Source organism: Rhodococcus sp. WMMA185 (assembly GCF_001767395.1).
Classification (GTDB): domain Bacteria; phylum Actinomycetota; class Actinomycetes; order Mycobacteriales; family Mycobacteriaceae; genus Rhodococcus_F.
On sequence record NZ_CP017014.1, the window covers coordinates 4,235,221 to 4,250,793 of the forward strand.

At 64.0% G+C, this 15,573-nt stretch carries 12 protein-coding genes and 1 riboswitch; of the genes, 6 read left to right on the forward strand and 6 right to left on the reverse strand.

From position 1 onward, the window contains the following. Positions 1-120: 120 nt before the first annotated feature. Positions 121-648: an Lrp/AsnC family transcriptional regulator gene (locus tag BFN03_RS19105; RefSeq protein WP_070380332.1), complete on the reverse strand. Its 528-nt coding sequence runs from the start codon at positions 646-648 to the stop codon at positions 121-123. Between the two features lie 199 nt (positions 649-847). Here BFN03_RS19105 and hppD point away from each other — a divergent pair, with 199 nt between their 5' ends. The 5 genes from hppD (at position 848) to BFN03_RS19130 (ending at position 6,152) form a co-directional block, all read left to right on the forward strand. Further along, on the forward strand, positions 848-2,053 hold the full coding sequence (hppD, locus tag BFN03_RS19110; RefSeq protein WP_070380333.1) for a 4-hydroxyphenylpyruvate dioxygenase: 1,206 nt from the start codon (positions 848-850) through the stop codon (positions 2,051-2,053). Positions 2,054-2,180: 127 nt separating this feature from the next. Then, on the forward strand, positions 2,181-2,765 hold the full coding sequence (locus tag BFN03_RS19115) for a thiamine phosphate synthase (protein ID WP_070380334.1): 585 nt from the start codon (positions 2,181-2,183) through the stop codon (positions 2,763-2,765). Between the two features lie 116 nt (positions 2,766-2,881). Next, positions 2,882-3,598 (forward strand): TetR/AcrR family transcriptional regulator, encoded by a 717-nt coding sequence (locus BFN03_RS19120; protein WP_070380335.1) that lies wholly within the window; start codon positions 2,882-2,884, stop codon positions 3,596-3,598. Continuing rightward, on the forward strand, positions 3,595-4,518 hold the full coding sequence (locus BFN03_RS19125; RefSeq protein ID WP_070380336.1) for an ABC transporter ATP-binding protein: 924 nt from the start codon (positions 3,595-3,597) through the stop codon (positions 4,516-4,518). Before BFN03_RS19120 ends, BFN03_RS19125 begins: the two co-directional genes overlap by 4 nt. After that, on the forward strand, positions 4,515-6,152 hold the full coding sequence (locus BFN03_RS19130; protein WP_070380337.1) for an ABC transporter permease: 1,638 nt from the start codon (positions 4,515-4,517) through the stop codon (positions 6,150-6,152). Before BFN03_RS19125 ends, BFN03_RS19130 begins: the two co-directional genes overlap by 4 nt. A 13-nt stretch (positions 6,153-6,165) precedes the next feature. Here the strand turns inward: BFN03_RS19130 and BFN03_RS19135 are convergent, their stop codons facing one another. Continuing rightward, positions 6,166-7,539 carry an APC family permease gene (locus tag BFN03_RS19135; RefSeq protein WP_198163314.1) on the reverse strand — a complete coding sequence of 458 codons (1,374 nt, stop codon included), beginning with the start codon at positions 7,537-7,539 and terminating at the stop codon, positions 6,166-6,168. Between the two features lie 428 nt (positions 7,540-7,967). Between BFN03_RS19135 and BFN03_RS19140 the strand changes: the two genes are divergently transcribed. Then, positions 7,968-8,189 carry a hypothetical protein gene (locus BFN03_RS19140; RefSeq protein WP_070380339.1) on the forward strand — a complete coding sequence of 74 codons (222 nt, stop codon included), beginning with the start codon at positions 7,968-7,970 and terminating at the stop codon, positions 8,187-8,189. 52 nt (positions 8,190-8,241) lie between these two features. Here the strand turns inward: BFN03_RS19140 and gcvT are convergent, their stop codons facing one another. The 4 genes from gcvT to BFN03_RS19160 form a co-directional block, all read right to left on the reverse strand. Continuing rightward, complete coding sequence (gcvT, locus tag BFN03_RS19145; protein ID WP_070380340.1) at positions 8,242-9,354, reverse strand: glycine cleavage system aminomethyltransferase GcvT; 1,113 nt, start codon at positions 9,352-9,354, stop codon at positions 8,242-8,244. 154 nt (positions 9,355-9,508) lie between these two features. Beyond that, positions 9,509-9,600, reverse strand: a riboswitch (glycine riboswitch). Positions 9,601-9,651: 51 nt separating this feature from the next. Further along, positions 9,652-11,829 (reverse strand): MMPL family transporter, encoded by a 2,178-nt coding sequence (locus BFN03_RS19150; protein ID WP_070380341.1) that lies wholly within the window; start codon positions 11,827-11,829, stop codon positions 9,652-9,654. Beyond that, complete coding sequence (locus BFN03_RS19155; protein ID WP_070380342.1) at positions 11,826-12,521, reverse strand: formyltransferase family protein; 696 nt, start codon at positions 12,519-12,521, stop codon at positions 11,826-11,828. The genes BFN03_RS19150 and BFN03_RS19155 overlap by 4 nt, the downstream gene beginning before the upstream one ends. Further along, complete coding sequence (locus tag BFN03_RS19160; RefSeq protein WP_070380343.1) at positions 12,518-15,553, reverse strand: non-ribosomal peptide synthetase; 3,036 nt, start codon at positions 15,551-15,553, stop codon at positions 12,518-12,520. The genes BFN03_RS19155 and BFN03_RS19160 overlap by 4 nt, the downstream gene beginning before the upstream one ends. Between the last annotated feature and the right edge of the window lie 20 nt (positions 15,554-15,573).

The following is a 15,573-nucleotide window of genomic DNA, read 5'->3' on the forward strand; positions in this document are numbered from 1 at the left end:
GTTGTGGTCACCTTCGTGTGACGCAAGCCGCCGGATGCCAAGTAGCCATGATGTGCATCTCCGACGAAGAAACTCGGCGATTTCTAGCCGGATTGTTCATCAGAACTGTCGATCAGATGGTTAATCCGAGGTCTTCGAGGCGGCGCGGTAGGCCGGTGCCTTCGTCGCCCCCGGTCGGTCGAGAGTCTGCAGCAGTGGCATCGACCGGTAGGGGACGATCACCGACAACACCATCACGCTTGTGGAGCGGGCGACGAGGCCTGATTTGTTCAGGTCGATCAGCGTCTGCTGCAAGTCGAGGTGGGAGCGGGCGGCTATACGGCAGAGGATGTCACCCGAACCGGTGGTCGCGAAGGCCTCGAGTACACCGGGAATCGACTCGAGTTCCTTCGTCACAGAGTCCAGCGCGCCCTGCGCAGTCTCCAGCGTGACGAAGGCCTGAACGTCGAACCCAGCAGCGGCAATGTCGAGGCGTGGTTCGTATCCGAAGATCACACCCGACTGCTCGAGTTTGCGGACCCGTGCTTGAACCGTGGCTCGGGCGACCTTGAGCTGCCGTGACAGTTCCAGCACACCCGCCTTCGGATCGGCGTGCATCGCGTGAAGGAGAGCGAAATCGAGCTCGTCCAATTGCACCGCGTCCCTCATAGCCAGAACCTCTCCGCCGGATTTCAGCTAGTCCAAATGTATATGAAAGTCGGGAACTTGGCCCCAAGATATGGCACTTCGACTAGCTTCTGGTGGCTTTGTTGCCTAGTTGGGCGCTATCGGCTTTCGTAGTGATCTCGGCAACAGTCCGAACTCAACCGGCCCGAATTTCTACCGGCTCAGAATTAGGAAGGCAGCGATGACGATCGAACAGACCCTCACCGATAAGGAACTCCTGGCGGATCTCGATCTCGACCAGCTCCGCCAACTCGTCGGACTGGTCGAGTACGACGGCACGCGCGACCCCTTCCCGGTCACCGGTTGGGACGCCATCGTCTGGGTGGTGGGCAACGCTACCCAGACTGCCCACTACTTCCAGTCCGCATTCGGGATGACCCTGGTCGCCTACTCCGGACCGACGACAGGCAACCGCGACCACCACAGCTTCGTTCTCGAGTCCGGTGCCGTCCGCTTCGTCATCGAGGGCGCCGTGGATCCGGGTAGCCCCTTGATCGAACACCACCGCCGCCACGGCGACGGGGTAGTCGATATCGCCCTTGCCGTTCCCGACGTCGACAGATGCATAGCCCACGCCCGGGTCGAGGGTGCGATCGTTCTCGACGAACCCCACGATGTCACCGACGAGTACGGCACCGTTCGCCTCGCCTCGATCGCCACCTACGGCGACACCCGGCACACGCTCGTCGACCGCTCGAATTACAACGGCCCCTACCTGCCCGGATACGTGGCCCGGACGTCGACCCATCGCCGACGCGAGGGCGCTCCCACGCGCATCTTCCAGGCTCTCGACCATGTCGTCGGCAACGTCGAGCTCGGCAAGATGGACTATTGGGTCGACTTCTACAACCGGGTCATGGGCTTCACCAATATGGCCGAGTTCGTCGGCGAGGACATCGCCACCGACTACTCGGCATTGATGAGCAAGGTGGTCTCCAACGGCAACCACAGGGTGAAGTTTCCACTCAACGAACCGGCCATTGCGAAGAAGCGGTCGCAGATCGACGAGTATCTCGACTTCTACGGCGGCCCAGGCGCGCAGCATCTAGCGCTGGCGACCAACGACATCCTCGCCGCAGTTGATCAGCTCAGCGCCGAGGGCATCGAGTTCCTGGCCACTCCGGCCTCCTATTACGAGGACCCGCAGCTGCGCGCCCGGATCGGCAACGTCCGCGTCCCGATCGAAGAACTGCAGAAGCGAGGCATCCTCGTCGACAGGGATGAAGACGGCTACCTGTTGCAGATCTTCACCAAACCCCTCGTCGACCGGCCCACGGTGTTCTTCGAACTCATCGAACGCCACGGCTCGCTCGGGTTCGGCATCGGCAACTTCAAGGCCCTCTTCGAAGCCATCGAACGCGAGCAAGCCGCGCGCGGGAATTTCTGAGCGAGACGCTCATTGCACACCTTGATGAGTCGGTCTACGCCGATGCCGATGAAGACGACCACCCGTATCCTCGGGTTGTCATGCACGACAGGCCCTACACAGATTTCGTCGATCGGAGGGCGCAAGCGTGAGGTCCGGCATCGGCGCATGGCCGGTGCTGTACCGCATCACACCACCGGACATCGCGCCGCACCAAACGAATGATCTGAAAGGGTTGTTGCAGCACGCATCGACTGCGGCCCCTTGCATCATCCAACTCCGGCTCCCGATGTGGTCGCCGAAGCAGGTCCGAGACATGGCGGAAGTTGTCTCGGCTGCCCCACTTCCTCCGAGCATTCAGTTGATGATCAATGCCGACATAGACGGGGCCCGGGCCATCGGCCGGTGTGGGGTACATCTGAAATCAGCTCAGTTGATGGAGGCCTCCACGAGGCCGCTCCCCGCAGATCATCCGGTTTCTGCTAGCTGCCACAATGCTGCGCAGCTCGACCATGCGGCGGCGCTCGGTCTGGATTTCGTGACCCTCTCCCCGGTGGCGCGAACGCAATCACACCCCGACGCCTCACCTCTGGGTTGGCACCGATTCCGCGATCTCGCTCGTGAATGCTCCCTCCCGGTCTACGCGCTGGGTGGAATGTCGCCGAATCATGTGGCGGTCGCGGTCGCGCATGGCGCCCACGGTGTCGCGGGTATCCGCGGATTCTGGCACTGACAGCAGACCGATGAAAACGCGTTGACCGGCGACGATGGAGATGGCCGGTCCAGTTCTCTCGGAATCTCGAGCCCGAATGCTTGCGTCGGATTGAACATGCGTTTAATGTATTGAACATGCGTTCAACCAATGACGATGCGGGGGACTCACGGAGTGATATGACAACCCGCGCCCGGATTCGGGATGCCGCGATCGCGGTCTTCGCGGAGTCCGGCTTCACCGCCGGGGTGCGGGCTGTCGCAGCCGCAGCGGGGGTGTCGCCGGGCTTGGTCAATCACCACTTCGGGTCCAAGGACGGGCTTCGCGCCGAATGTGACAAGTACGTCCTCGATGTCATTGGAAGGCGTAAGGCGGAGGCGATAACCACACCCGGCCCGGCCCGGGCAATGCAGGATCTCGCCGAGATCGACGAGTACGCGCCGCTGTTCGTGTACATCGTGCGGAGCTTCCAGGCGGGTGGCGGACTCGGCGGAGCCCTGTTCGAGCAAATGGTCCATGACGCCGAGCAATACCTCGAAATGGGGGTGGCAGCCGGTCAGGTGCGGCCCAGTCGCGATCCGGCGGCCCGGGCGCGGTACCTGACCCTCAACAACGTCGGCGCGATGTTGCTGTACATGCAGATGCGCATCGACAAGGAATCTCCGCTCGACTATCGCCAGGCCCTCCGCGACCTGTCCAGCGACCTGGCCTTGCCCGCGCTGGAGCTGTACTCGGAGGGCATGTTTTCCGATTCGTCGATGCTCGACGCCTACCTGTCCACCAAAGATGTTGCCGCCCAGCCTGAAACAGCTGAGGCAGGACAACCAGATACCACAGCTGAGGAGCAGTCGTGAGCCCGATCATCGAAGTGCGCGACCTTGTGAAGACGTTCGGCCGAACCCGGGCGCTGGACGGACTGGACCTAGAGGTCCGTGAGGGTGAGGTACATGGTTTCCTCGGCCCCAACGGGTCCGGAAAGTCCACCACCATCCGCATCCTGCTCGGCAGCCTGCGTGCAGACAGCGGCGAGGTAGCCGTGTTCGGACGGGACCCTTGGCGCGACGCCGTAACTCTGCACCGCGACATGGCCTACGTTCCAGGAGATGTGACGCTCTGGCCTTCGCTGTCCGGAGGGGAAACCATCGACCTTCTCGGACGGATGCGAGGTGGGATCGACGAAGCCCGCCGGCGTAGCCTGATCGAGCGATTCGACCTCGATCCCGCGAAGAAGGGCCGAACGTACTCGAAGGGAAATCGACAGAAGGTGGCGCTGGTATCGGCGTTCTCCTCCAACGCGCGCTTGTTGCTGCTCGACGAGCCGACTTCGGGACTCGATCCGTTGATGGAGAGGGTGTTTCACGAGTGTGTGGCCGAAGCCAGTGGCCGTGGCGTGACGGTGCTGCTGTCCAGCCACATCCTGTCCGAGGTGGATGCGCTCTGTGAGAGGGTCACCATCATCCGATCGGGGCGAACCGTCGAATCCGGGACGCTGGCGTCGATGCGGCACCTCAGCCGCACCTCGATCCAGGCCGAACTCCTCGGCGAACCAGGCGATCTGAGCTACATCGATGGTGTAGAGGATATTTCTCTACACGGGTCGACGCTCAATTGCCAGGTCGACGGCGAACACCTCGGTGAGCTCGTTCGCGTGCTCGGCGAGATCGGCGTGCGCAGTCTCGTCAGTCAGCCGCCTACCCTCGAGGAACTGTTCCTGAGGCACTACGATATCGACGACGCCACGACGTCTGATACGGCGGAGAGGGTCCGGGTATGAGCACCGCCACGCCTACTCGAATCCGACCTGCCGATCTTCCCTCGGTATCTACCTCGAACTTCACTGGGACGCTGCACTTTTTGCGATTGTTCCTTCGTCGGGACCGAGTTGTTCTTCCGCTGTGGATCCTGATCTTCGCAGCCACGCCCGCTCTGTATATCGTCAGTATCGCCGATATTTACACGACTGAAGACCAACTCGCCGCGTTTGCCGCAACGACCGCGGCCAGCCCGGCGCAGATCGCAATGTTCGGCCCGATCTTCAGTTCCAGCCTGGGGTCCGTCGGTCTGTGGAAGGCGGGCATCTACTACACGTTCATTGCCCTGGCGGTCATTCTCACGTTCGTCCGCCACACCCGTGCCGAGGAGGAAAACGGTAGGGCTGAACTCCTCGACTCCACATCCGTCGGACGGTACGCCAGTCTTACTGCGGCGCTCATTTTCACTGGTGGCGCCTCAGTGATCGCCGGGATGCTCTGCACTGCAACCCTGTTGACGCAAGATGTGCCGGCGTCCGGATCAGTTGCGTTCGGAACCTCCCTGGCCTGCGCCGGCCTGGTTTTTACCGGCGTGGCCGCAGTCGCGGCGCAGCTGAGTGCCGGTGCTCGTGTCGCTCGTGGTATCGCACTATCGGTACTCGGAGCGGCGTTTGCGTTGCGGGCCGTCGGCGATGCCGGTTCGGGCACGCTGTCCTGGTTCTCACCGCTCGGCTGGGCCCTGCAGATCCGTCCGTATGCCGACGAGCGTTGGTGGGTAGTGCTGCCCAGCCTGGCTACGACGCTCGTACTCGTCTGGGTAGCATACGTTCTCGTGCAGCGCCGTGATGTCGGAGCTGGGCTCATCGCCGAGCGGCCCGGCCCCACGATCGCGTCTCCTACGCTCGCCGGAACTGTAGGGCTGGCATGGCGGATGCACCGCGGCACTCTTGCGGCCTGGACGGTGGGGCTCGGATTCTACGGCCTGCTCATCGGCAGCGCCGCCTCGGGAATCGGTGGACAGCTCGGTGACAGTCAGGCGATCCGGGACATCATGACCCGGATGGGTGGATCGGAGTCGCTGGAAGAATCGTTCATCGGCTACGCCTTCACGATGCTCGGGATGGCCGCTGCGGCGTATGCGATCTCCGCGTGTCTTCGTCTGCACTCAGAGGAGAACGCACAGCGCATCGAATCGGTGACCGCCGGTCCGGTCGGCCGTGTCCGCCTGGCGTCGAGCCATATTTTGTTCGCGCTACTCGGACCGGCGGTCGCGGTGGTCGCTGCTGGAGTGACTGCCGGAGTTGCCTACGGCGTTTCCATCGACAACGTGGGAGGGACATTGCCTGGCATCGTCGGTGCGGCGCTGGTGCAGGTTCCCGCAATCTGGATGCTCGCGGGGGTCACTGTCCTCTTGTTTGGATTCGTCCCGCGGTTCACACCGGCGGCCTGGGGAGTGCTGGTCGCGTTCCTCCTGATCTTCATGGTCGGATCGATCGCTCAGTTCCCGCAGGCTGTACTCAATCTCGAGCCGTTCAGCCACGCCCCGAAACTGCCGGGTGAGCAGTTCGAGGCAACGCCGATCGTCTGGCTGCTTCTCATTGCCATCGCGCTGATCACGGTGGGCGTGACTGCGTTTCGTCGGCGCGACTTGCGCTGAGGCGGAAGGTGCGTCAAGCGTCGCCGGAGGGATCTTCGGCGACGCTCGCGCGGCCCGGCTGCACCTGCTCGAGGCCCTGGTGTGGCTCGGCCTTAACCCCATGAGCATCGGCCGTAGCGTGAGCGATTCCTCGTGGTCGCCCCTGTCGTACCCACAGGATGTACATTGCCGCGGCCAACAGCAGCGAGGCTGCCAAAGACACCATCGGTCGTCCGCGTGCCAGATTGACGATCAGCGTGAACGCAACGACTGCGGCGCCGAACAGGTTGACAAGCAACCAGCCTGTTTCGCCTTCTCGGTGGGAGAAGCGCGCCATTGCGATCAGTCCCATCAGGAAGCTGATGAATACGGCCACGGCGTAGTAAAGCACCAATCGTTGATCCTGCGCCCCGCCGGCGATGGTGATCGCGAGGGACAGGATCGCGAATACGACCACTCCGAAGTACGGGGTGTAGTGGCGGTTCGTACGACCGAGCGGGCGCGGAAGAATCCCGAGCTCGCGGCCGGAATCGTCGGTGCGGCGAGCGAGTGCCTTCAACAGTCCGGGTCCGGCCTGAAAGGACGACGAGGCCGCGGAGAGTAGGAGTAGGGCTGTTGCACCCTGGAACAGACCGTAGACGGGTGTGGGTACGGAGGCTTTCGCGACGTCGGCGATGAGTGTGGAGCCGGTGTCCGGGATATGTCTACCGAGATGAACGGTTGCTGCGGTCAAGCCGATGGTGATTCCGCCGACGATTGCGAGAGTGAGCCACAACGTGATCTGGCCGAATCGGCGGCGTCCGTCGTCGTCGAGCTGGCCCAGTTGGGAGATGGCTGAAGACGGGGCTTCCACACCGGTCGCCAAGGCCATCGCGACTGGGAACGCCAGAGCAACCGACAGGGCGGGCGTGTGCGGTGCCTGGGCGACAGTGTCGGCAGCGTTCGTCGGCGTGGTGAATGCGCCGACGATCACCAGCACGGCGAACACGATGAATACAACCGTCAATACAGCGAAGACTGCTCGGCCCAGATTTCCGAACCAGGTGACACACGCTACGAGCAGAATCAGTCCCACCGCGAGTGGAATTCGCCACCCGGACAATTCCGGCACATAGTCGATGATCGCCGATGTTCCGGCAGAGACACTGATGGCGATCGTCAGAACGAAATCGACGATCAGCGCCCCGATGGGTAAGAACGCCCATCCTTCGCCGAATGCATCACCCGCTGCCGCGGCCGCGTCTCCCCCCATCGGGTATCGCGCGACCAATCTTTGATAGTTGACGATGATGAGGCAGATGATCGCGACTACCAGCGTCATCGTGGCCATGAGCAGTCCGAGGTCGCCGCCGAGCTCTCGCAAGGCCGCTTCGATCGCGTATGCCACCGACGACACCGGGTCAGCCATGACGGTGAACGCAAACGCGAACAACAAGACCGAATGCGAGGCCGAGAAACGGCGAAACCTCCCGCTGCCTGGTCCACCACGACTGCCTGATACACCTCGACCGGAGTGCGCGATGCCAGACTTCTGTGCCGAAGAAACCTGCATTGGCACCGTCCTTCCAGAACCGCGACTACTTCGAGCGGCGTTTCCGGGGTTGATTCGTTTCCCAAAACACCTGAATCATTCCTACCGAAGAATCGCGCAACTGGCCGCTCGGGTGCGCGGCCGCCCTGCGTCCTCACGACCGGTAAGCACGGCGACCGCGCCGTGGATCTGCCACGCCGCCGGATTGCTAACGGGCGCGTATCGTTCCCTCGGGCGGCCAGCGGGTAGGTAGCAGGCACGTTGAGCAGACGTCAGTACACAAGCGAGGGGAACCTAGGAGAGCCATGCCCGAACCGATCGAGCCCATGAACCCGATCGTCCAGCCGCCGAGCAGTCGACCCCGGAGAAGCCTGCGGTGGGCTGCAACCATCGGGATAGCCATAGGCGCCATCGCGTTTGTAGGGGCGTTCGTCGACTTGGCCTGGTGGTGGGGTGCCGCAATCGCCTTTGCGGTGGTTGTGCTCGGTGACAAGTTCCTTCCGAAGGCATTCACCACTCGAAACTGACGTGCCGAACAACACGTGCCCGGGATCGAGAAGATCCCGGGCACGGAGGAGCTTAGGAGCGACGATAGAACTGTGGCGAGGCAACCACGAACGGCTCCTTCCTGCCACGAATATCGACGGCGAGCGCGGTGCCGGGTTCGCGGTGAGCGACGTCCACGAATGCGAGCGCGATCGGATGTCCGAGGGTCGGTGACAGCGCCCCGGAGGTGATTGTGCCGACCTCCCCGCCGTCGGCGTCGTGGACGGTGTAGCCGGCACGGGCGGCCCGGCGACCGCCGCCTTGGAGTCCGACCAGTACTCGCTTCGGGTCCTGCTCCGACAGTTGCGCCAACGCGTCGCGTCCGACGAAGTCCTTGTTCAATCGGACCACCCTGCCGAGCCCCGCCTCGTACGGATTCGTATCCAGGTTCAGCTCGTGGCCGTACAGCGCCATTCCGGCCTCGAGTCGAAGGGTGTCCCGGCAGGCGAGACCTGCGGGAACACCACCACGTTCGGTTGTAGCGGCGAGGAGTGCGCGCCACAACTGCACAGACTGTGCGTTCGGTACGTAGAGCTCGAATCCGTCTTCGCCGGTGTATCCGGTGCGGGCGAGCAGGACGTCGATGCCGGCGACGGCTGCGCGAGTGACCGCGTAGTACTTGAGCTCTGCCACCGCCTCCGCCTGCTCGTCGGAAACGAGAGACTGCACGATCTCCTGGGCGGCCGGTCCCTGGACGGCGATCAGCGCGGTCTCGCCGGATTGGTTCTCGACTGTCGCCGAGAAGTTTTCGGCACGGGCGGCCAGCTCGCGGTACACCGTCGACGCGTTGGCCGCGTTGGCTACCACCAGGAATTGCTCGTTGGCGAGTCGGTAGACGACGAGATCGTCGATCACGCCCCCGTCCGCATTGCAGAGAAGGGAGTACTTGGCTCGACCGACCCCGATCTTTGAAAGTTCACCGGCGAGTGCGTAATCAAGAAGGGCGCCGGATTCCGTTCCGGTGACGGCGATCTCCCCCATGTGTGAGAGGTCGAACAGGCCGGCCTTGGTGCGGACGGCGTGATGTTCGGCCAGCTCGCTCGAGTACTTCAACGGCATCTGCCAACCGGCGAAGTCGGTGAAGTGGGCGCCGAGCGTGCGGTGCTCGACGAGAAGCGGGGTCTCGGGGGTCTCGGTAAGAGTCATGTCAGGGCCTCCTCAGGGGGTCGGCTGTCGCCGAAGAATCGGGGCACACCTCCCCGCTCTGTCCTGAAACCTGAGAGATTGGGCTACCGCGGTCGCGGCATGCTCTTCACCTTCGGTAAGTACCGGTCTGGCCGATCCTGTTCTCCAGAGTTGCCTCTTCGCTGCGGTGCTGGGCCTGAGAGATTCCCGGGGAGGAAGTTGCTCCTACGGCACCTCCTTTGTGGGAGGTTCTCCCGCTGCGCATCAACGGCGTCTTCAATTGTGACTTGCCAAACAGTACACCGCCTGCGTGTTTCGTCAGTGCTTGACCTCGAGCACGGAGAGGTCATCATCCGCTGATGGCGGCTCGCTGCTCGCTGCCGGTGTCTGGTTGGCTGCAGGCTGCCTCCGAAGGAACGCGGGGCCCCACCAGTTGGCCTCGCCCATGAGCTTGACCAGGGCCGGCACGAGCAGCATTCGGACCAGGGTGGCGTCGAGCGCGAGCGCGATGATCATTCCTAATCCGATGAACCGCATGGGCGTCAGTTCCGAGAGCGTGAAGGCACCGGTTACGAGGATCAGCAGTGTTGCTGCGGCGGTGACAACGCGGCCGGTTCGAGTGGCCCCGACCAGGATGGCTTCTTCGGTTGTCGCTCCGGCCGCTCTGGCCTCGACCATTCGCGAGATGAGGAATACCTCGTAGTCGGTGGACAGCCCGAACACCACGGCGATCACCAAGACCACCATCCCGGCAGGCAGTGGCCCCTGGCTGACCTGAAGGACACCGGCGAGATAGCCGTCGTAGAAGATGAGCGTGAGAATCCCGAAGGTCGCGGCCAGGCTCACGAACGCCACCGCGACCGCCTTGATCGGCAGAACGATCGAGCCGAACGCCAAAAGCATGAGGATCAAAGTGGCGGCCGCCATGATCGCGAGCATCACAGGTAGCCAGGCAATGATGGCATCGACGCCATCCACGGTGATCGCTGTCGGTCCACCGATCGACACGCTGATCCCCTCGGGGGCGTCGAGGCCGCGGATCTGCTCGACAGCCTTGATCGCGGTTTGTGAGCGGTCGGGGACCGAGAGGCGTGCCTGCATGACCGTCACGTCGTCCTTGCTGCCCACGACGACGACACCTGTGACGCCGTCGACATCCGCCACAGCGCGACTCAGCTCGCCCAGTGCGGCCGGCGAGGGGGGACCGCCGTCGGTGCTGCGAGTGTGGATGAGGACACCGCCATTGGCGGCAGGTAGTTCCGCGGCGATGCTTTCCGCGCCGAGTCGAGCGGAGCTGTCCGAGGGAAGCGCGGTGTGATCGACGTCGCCGAGCTTGATACCGAGGGTCGGCGACGCAACCACCAGGAATATTGCGACGATCCCGAACGCGACAGCTCCCGGGCGCCGGAGCACTGCGGTGGTGACCCGTCCCCAGAACCGTCCTGCCCTGGCCTCACCCCGCTCGAATGCGTCTCTTCGCCAACTCCATTTGCCGATACGGTGGCCGAGCAGGGCGAGTGCGGCAGGCAGCACCGTCAGCGATGCGATCGCCGCGACGGCGACCGCCGACATTGCTCCGAAGCCCAGAGATTTCAGTGCAGCCTGTGGAAACACCAGAGTTCCGGCGAACGCACACATCAGCAGCAGCGCGGAGAAACCAATCGTGCGCCCGGCCGTGGACAACGTGCGGTTCAGTGCAGACCCGACATCGACGCCCTCGCGCGCCAGTTCCTCGCGGAAACGGCTGACGATGAACAGCCCGTAGTCGATCGCCAGCCCGAGACCGAGCAGGGATGCGACGTTGACCGCGAAGATATTGACCTCGACGAACTCGGAGATCAGCCGCAACGAAGCCAGGGCGCCGAGAATGGACAGAAATCCGACCGCCACTGGCAGGGAAGCAGCCACGAGCCCGCCGAAGACCACGACCAGGACCGCCAAGGTGACCGGCAGTGACAACATCTCCGCGACTATCAGATCATGTTCGGACTGCTCATTGATTTCCATAGCGAGAGCAGAGAAGCCCGTGATCTCGGTGTCGATTCCAGGCACGGTGAGGTGCGGGGCGATGCCCTCGAACGCGGCGAGGCGTTCGTTCTCGTCGCCGGCAGCGAATACCAGTGCCACGGCCTTGGTGCCGTCCTCAGAGCGTAGAAACGCTGCGCCGCCCGGGGTGTTCCAATAGGTGACGACGGGGCGATCCAACAGGGTGGGATCGATTCCCTCGATGCTGCGGTGGACCTCGTCGCCGAGGTCGCCGATCGCGCGACCGTCCGGAACTGTATATACGGCAACTACATCCGGGCTCTGCCGACCGAACTGCTGCTCCACGAGTTGCTCGACGCGAACGGACTCACTGGCGGGGTCGGAGTAGCCGCCCGTACTCAGATTGTTCATCACCGACGATCCCCATGCGCCTGCGATCAGCACTACCGCGATAGTGCTCAGCAGCACCGTCCACGGGCGCGCCACGATCATCGAAGCCCAACGGTTCACGAATGCACGCTTTCGGTCATGGCCGGTTGCTCGAGCGCGGCGGCCAACTCGGGGTACAGGGGTGTGAACACGCCCAGACCGCCGGCGCGGGCAAAGTCTGGATCACCGCGGCGATCGCACAGTTCTCGAAGGCGTGCGCGTCCGTAGTAGGCGCCGTCCGAGGAGGGCGAATCGACAGGAGTGAACGCTGCCGACACCGCGCGATCGAGATTGCGCTCGAACAGGGTGTGGCAGGCGCGCAGTCCGGTGAGCATCACCTCTTGAAACCGGTCCTGCGGCGCGATCGGGAACTCTTCGATGTCGAGGACAGCACCGGTGTCGATACCGTGGTCGACCTTGTGGAGGGTTGCCGCGTAGTGGGTTTCACCATTGAGGATCGCAAACGTGATCGCGATTTCCGGTAGGCCCCGGTATGCGGGCAGCGGCCCGTTGTGAATGTTGTAGATCCGCAGGCCGAGGTCGAGAAGTGGGGCACGCAGGATCGTCGGGTTGTTGATCGACCACACCACGCCGTCGGTGCACGTTGCCTCGATCATCGCAGCCACAGAGTTGACATCGTCGACTTCGACGATGGGAAACCCGTCCGGACATGTTTCTTCCGGACGGACGCAGACGAGATCGACACAGTGGCCCGAGTTCGCGGCGGAGCGGACGGCGCGCCAGAGCAGAGAACCTCCGCCGATGAAGATCATGCCCGGACCCCATTCTCGCGCGCGGACATCGCGGCGGCATGCACCTCGATCAGAGTCATGTTGGTGACAAGACCCTCGAGTTGCTTGACGAACAGTGCCTCGCCGGCGGGACCGACGATGGTGGACGAGATCCGGGAGAGCATTTCGAGAGATGCGAGCGAGTCGCCGCCGAGTACGAAAAAGTCCGATTCCGGCGTCAGCTCGTCGGGGGTGGTCTCGAGGATCGCCGCCCAGATTGCGGCGATCTGGGCGAGTTCGTCTCCCTCGCCGCCGGTCGGCTGTGCCGACGGTGGTTCGCTGGACTCCCCTTGGCCTGCGTTCGGGATGCTCGACAGACGTGCCAGGTCCAGTTTGCCGTTGGCGTTGAGGGGAAGAGCGTCCACGGCCTGGATCGTGGCCGGGATCATGTAGGGAGGCAGCTGCTTTGCCAGCTGCTCGCGCACGGCGACTGTGTCGATGTCGGCGTCTGTATGTGCGACGACGTAGGCGACGAGCGCGTTGCCGCCGGCCTCGGTCCGGCGGCCGAGGACTGCGGCCCGGTCTATTCCGGGCACCCGTTCGAGGGCGGCCTGCACTTCTCCGGGTTCGACTCTGTTGCCGCGGATCTTGACCTGGTTGTCGATACGACCGACGAAATCGAGAGTTTCGCCGGGCAGTACCCGTCCGAGGTCGCCGGTGCGGTAGACCCGTTCTCCACCGGGCAAGGTGATGAACCGCTCGGCGGTCAGGTCGGGGCGACCGAGGTACTCGCGCCCCACCTGCGGGCCGCCGAAGTACAGTTCGCCGATCTCCCCGGGAGCGACGGGTTGCCGGTGCTCATCGAGCACGAAGACAGGGGTGTTGGCAAAGGGCGGGCCGATGGGAACCGACGGTGCGTCCGGATCCGGGTCGCTGCCTAGCACGTGGGTGGTGCAGGCGATGGACATCTCGGCCGGTCCGTAGCTGTTGACCAGGTGGGTGTCGGGGCCGAAGAATTTGCGTGCTCGCGCGGCGAGTCCGGGCAGGAGGCGTTCACCTCCGATGATCACCGTGCGTGGGCTGGGCGGGGAGATGCCCAGCCGGAGGATGGTCTCGAGCAGGCTCGGGGTGAACAGGAAGGTGTTGGCACCCGACTCGCAAAGCATCTCCTCGAGCGACAGATGCGAAATATCCTGGGGAACAAGGGTGAGCGATCCTCCAGTCAGCAAGGAACTGAAGAACGCGCAACAGGCCAGGTCCGCCGCAGGGGTGTGGTGGTGGGCATACCGGGTCTCCGGGCCGAGGTGCCAGCACTCGACGGCGGTATCGACGAAGTTGACCAGGCCGCGGTGCGGAATGAGGACGCCCTTGGGGCGGCCGGTCGACCCGGAGGTGTAGGTGAGATAGGCGATATCGTCGGGATTGATGGTCGCCGTGATCGGTGCTTCTGTGTGGGTCGGGAGGTCGTCGAGGTCCAGAACGGGGATCTCGGTGTCGATCAGATGCTGGTGTTCACGCCCGGCCAGCAGAATCTCGGCACCGGAGTCGGCCAGGATCGCGGCGAGACGGTCGCTGGGGTGCTTCGGGTCCAGTGCCAGAAACGCCGCACCGGCGCGCATGATGCCGAGCTGTCCGGCCACCGCCGCCGGGGTGCGTCCGGAAAGGATAGCGACGACCCCACCGGTGCCGACACCGCGATCAGCGAGGACGGCCGCGATCGCGTCGGCCCAGTCGTCGAGCTGGCGGTAGGTGTATTCGCCGGCGGGCCCGCTGACCGCCACCGCAGTCGGTGCGGCAGAAACATGGCTGCGGAACCGGCTGTCTGCGGTATCCGGCGTCGGCGCGGTGACGACTGTCGGCAGCGCCGGTTCGACTACGGTGACCGGTGCGGCGGACTCTGTCTCCGGTGTGGAGAGTGCTTCGGAGAGGCGGTCGAGGAGCGCGTCGAGGCGCTCACTGACGCCGTCGCCTGCGCGGCAGGAGACGCTGATCTCGGTGATGCCGCCGGTTTCGGTGACAACGAACGACATCGGGACGAGCCCGGTGTGTACCGGTAGAGAACGCGCACTTGTGGGGGTGAAGCCAGGCGCAGACAGTTCGTCCAAGTCGATCTTCCCGGCGTGGGAGACGATCGCCGAGACCAGGTTTCGGTTCGTGCGGGCACCGAAGCGATGGGCGGTGCTGACAATGGCGCGAGTGACCGGTGCGGGAAGTCGTGCGAGGCCGCCGTTGTCCATCTCGGCGAGTTCGCGCCGGTCTCCGAGGCGCGTGAGGATCTGAGCGTGGACTTGTTGCCACGTGACCCCTGGTTTGACGTCGACGAACAGGGGCAGAGCGAGGTTCGCGGTCGATCGGATCGCCGGATCGTGACGGCGGAGGTCGACCGGCACCATGAATCGTGCCGGGGACTCGAGCTCCTCGGTGAGGTGCGCACAGATCCGGGCGACTGCAGCAGGCGTCGTGGTCGGAATGCTGCGATGGCGCCACAAGAACGGCTTATCGCGGGGAACGGGACCGGTGGACCCGAGCGGTGCCCTGTGGGTCGGCAACAGCTTGGTGGGTGAGCTGTTGGCGCCGATACGTGACACGAGGTCATGATCCGCTGTAGGGTCCGCCGCCCCGACCAACTCATCGCCGCGTAGGGACCGGAAGATATCTCCCACCCACAAACCAAGGCCTTTGGCGTCCATCACGCCGTGGAACGCTCGGACGATGACGCTGGTCTGCGAAGCAGCGCGGGCGAGGACGATCTCGGTGGTGGCGCCGGAGTCGGCGCCCAGGCTGCTCTCGAGGATCGCATCACCGTCGAGGGCGTCGAAGTCGATGGCGTGATCGATGACCCTCACCTGCGGGGTACGGCCGGAGTCGACCCAGTTCCGACCCTCGCGGACCAGCCGCGCGCCCGGACACGCTGCGGAGGCATGACCGACGGCGGTCTCGAGCGCTGCCGCGTCGATCTCACCGGTACCGGTGACGACGAGCTGGATCGCGAATGGGGCGGCGAGGGGCTGCGTTGCGATGTAGAGATGCTCGGTCGCTGAGATGGGGCGCTGAAACGGGACGGACGCGGGCACATCGATCCTTTTCGGAGAGG

What these genes read in the sequence shown, in the direction of transcription:
- BFN03_RS19120 (WP_070380335.1), top strand. Translation starts at nt 2,882, where the DNA reads ATGCGTTCAACCAATGACGATGCGGGGGACTCACGGAGTGATATGACA.
- BFN03_RS19135 (WP_198163314.1), bottom strand. Translation starts at nt 7,539, where the DNA reads ATGGCTGACCCGGTGTCGTCGGTGGCATACGCGATCGAAGCGGCCTTG.
- gcvT (WP_070380340.1), bottom strand. Translation starts at nt 9,354, where the DNA reads ATGACTCTTACCGAGACCCCCGAGACCCCGCTTCTCGTCGAGCACCGC.
- hppD (WP_070380333.1), top strand. Translation starts at nt 848, where the DNA reads ATGACGATCGAACAGACCCTCACCGATAAGGAACTCCTGGCGGATCTC.
- BFN03_RS19105 (WP_070380332.1), bottom strand. Translation starts at nt 648, where the DNA reads ATGAGGGACGCGGTGCAATTGGACGAGCTCGATTTCGCTCTCCTTCAC.
- BFN03_RS19130 (WP_070380337.1), top strand. Translation starts at nt 4,515, where the DNA reads ATGAGCACCGCCACGCCTACTCGAATCCGACCTGCCGATCTTCCCTCG.
- BFN03_RS19140 (WP_070380339.1), top strand. Translation starts at nt 7,968, where the DNA reads ATGCCCGAACCGATCGAGCCCATGAACCCGATCGTCCAGCCGCCGAGC.
- BFN03_RS19155 (WP_070380342.1), bottom strand. Translation starts at nt 12,521, where the DNA reads ATGATCTTCATCGGCGGAGGTTCTCTGCTCTGGCGCGCCGTCCGCTCC.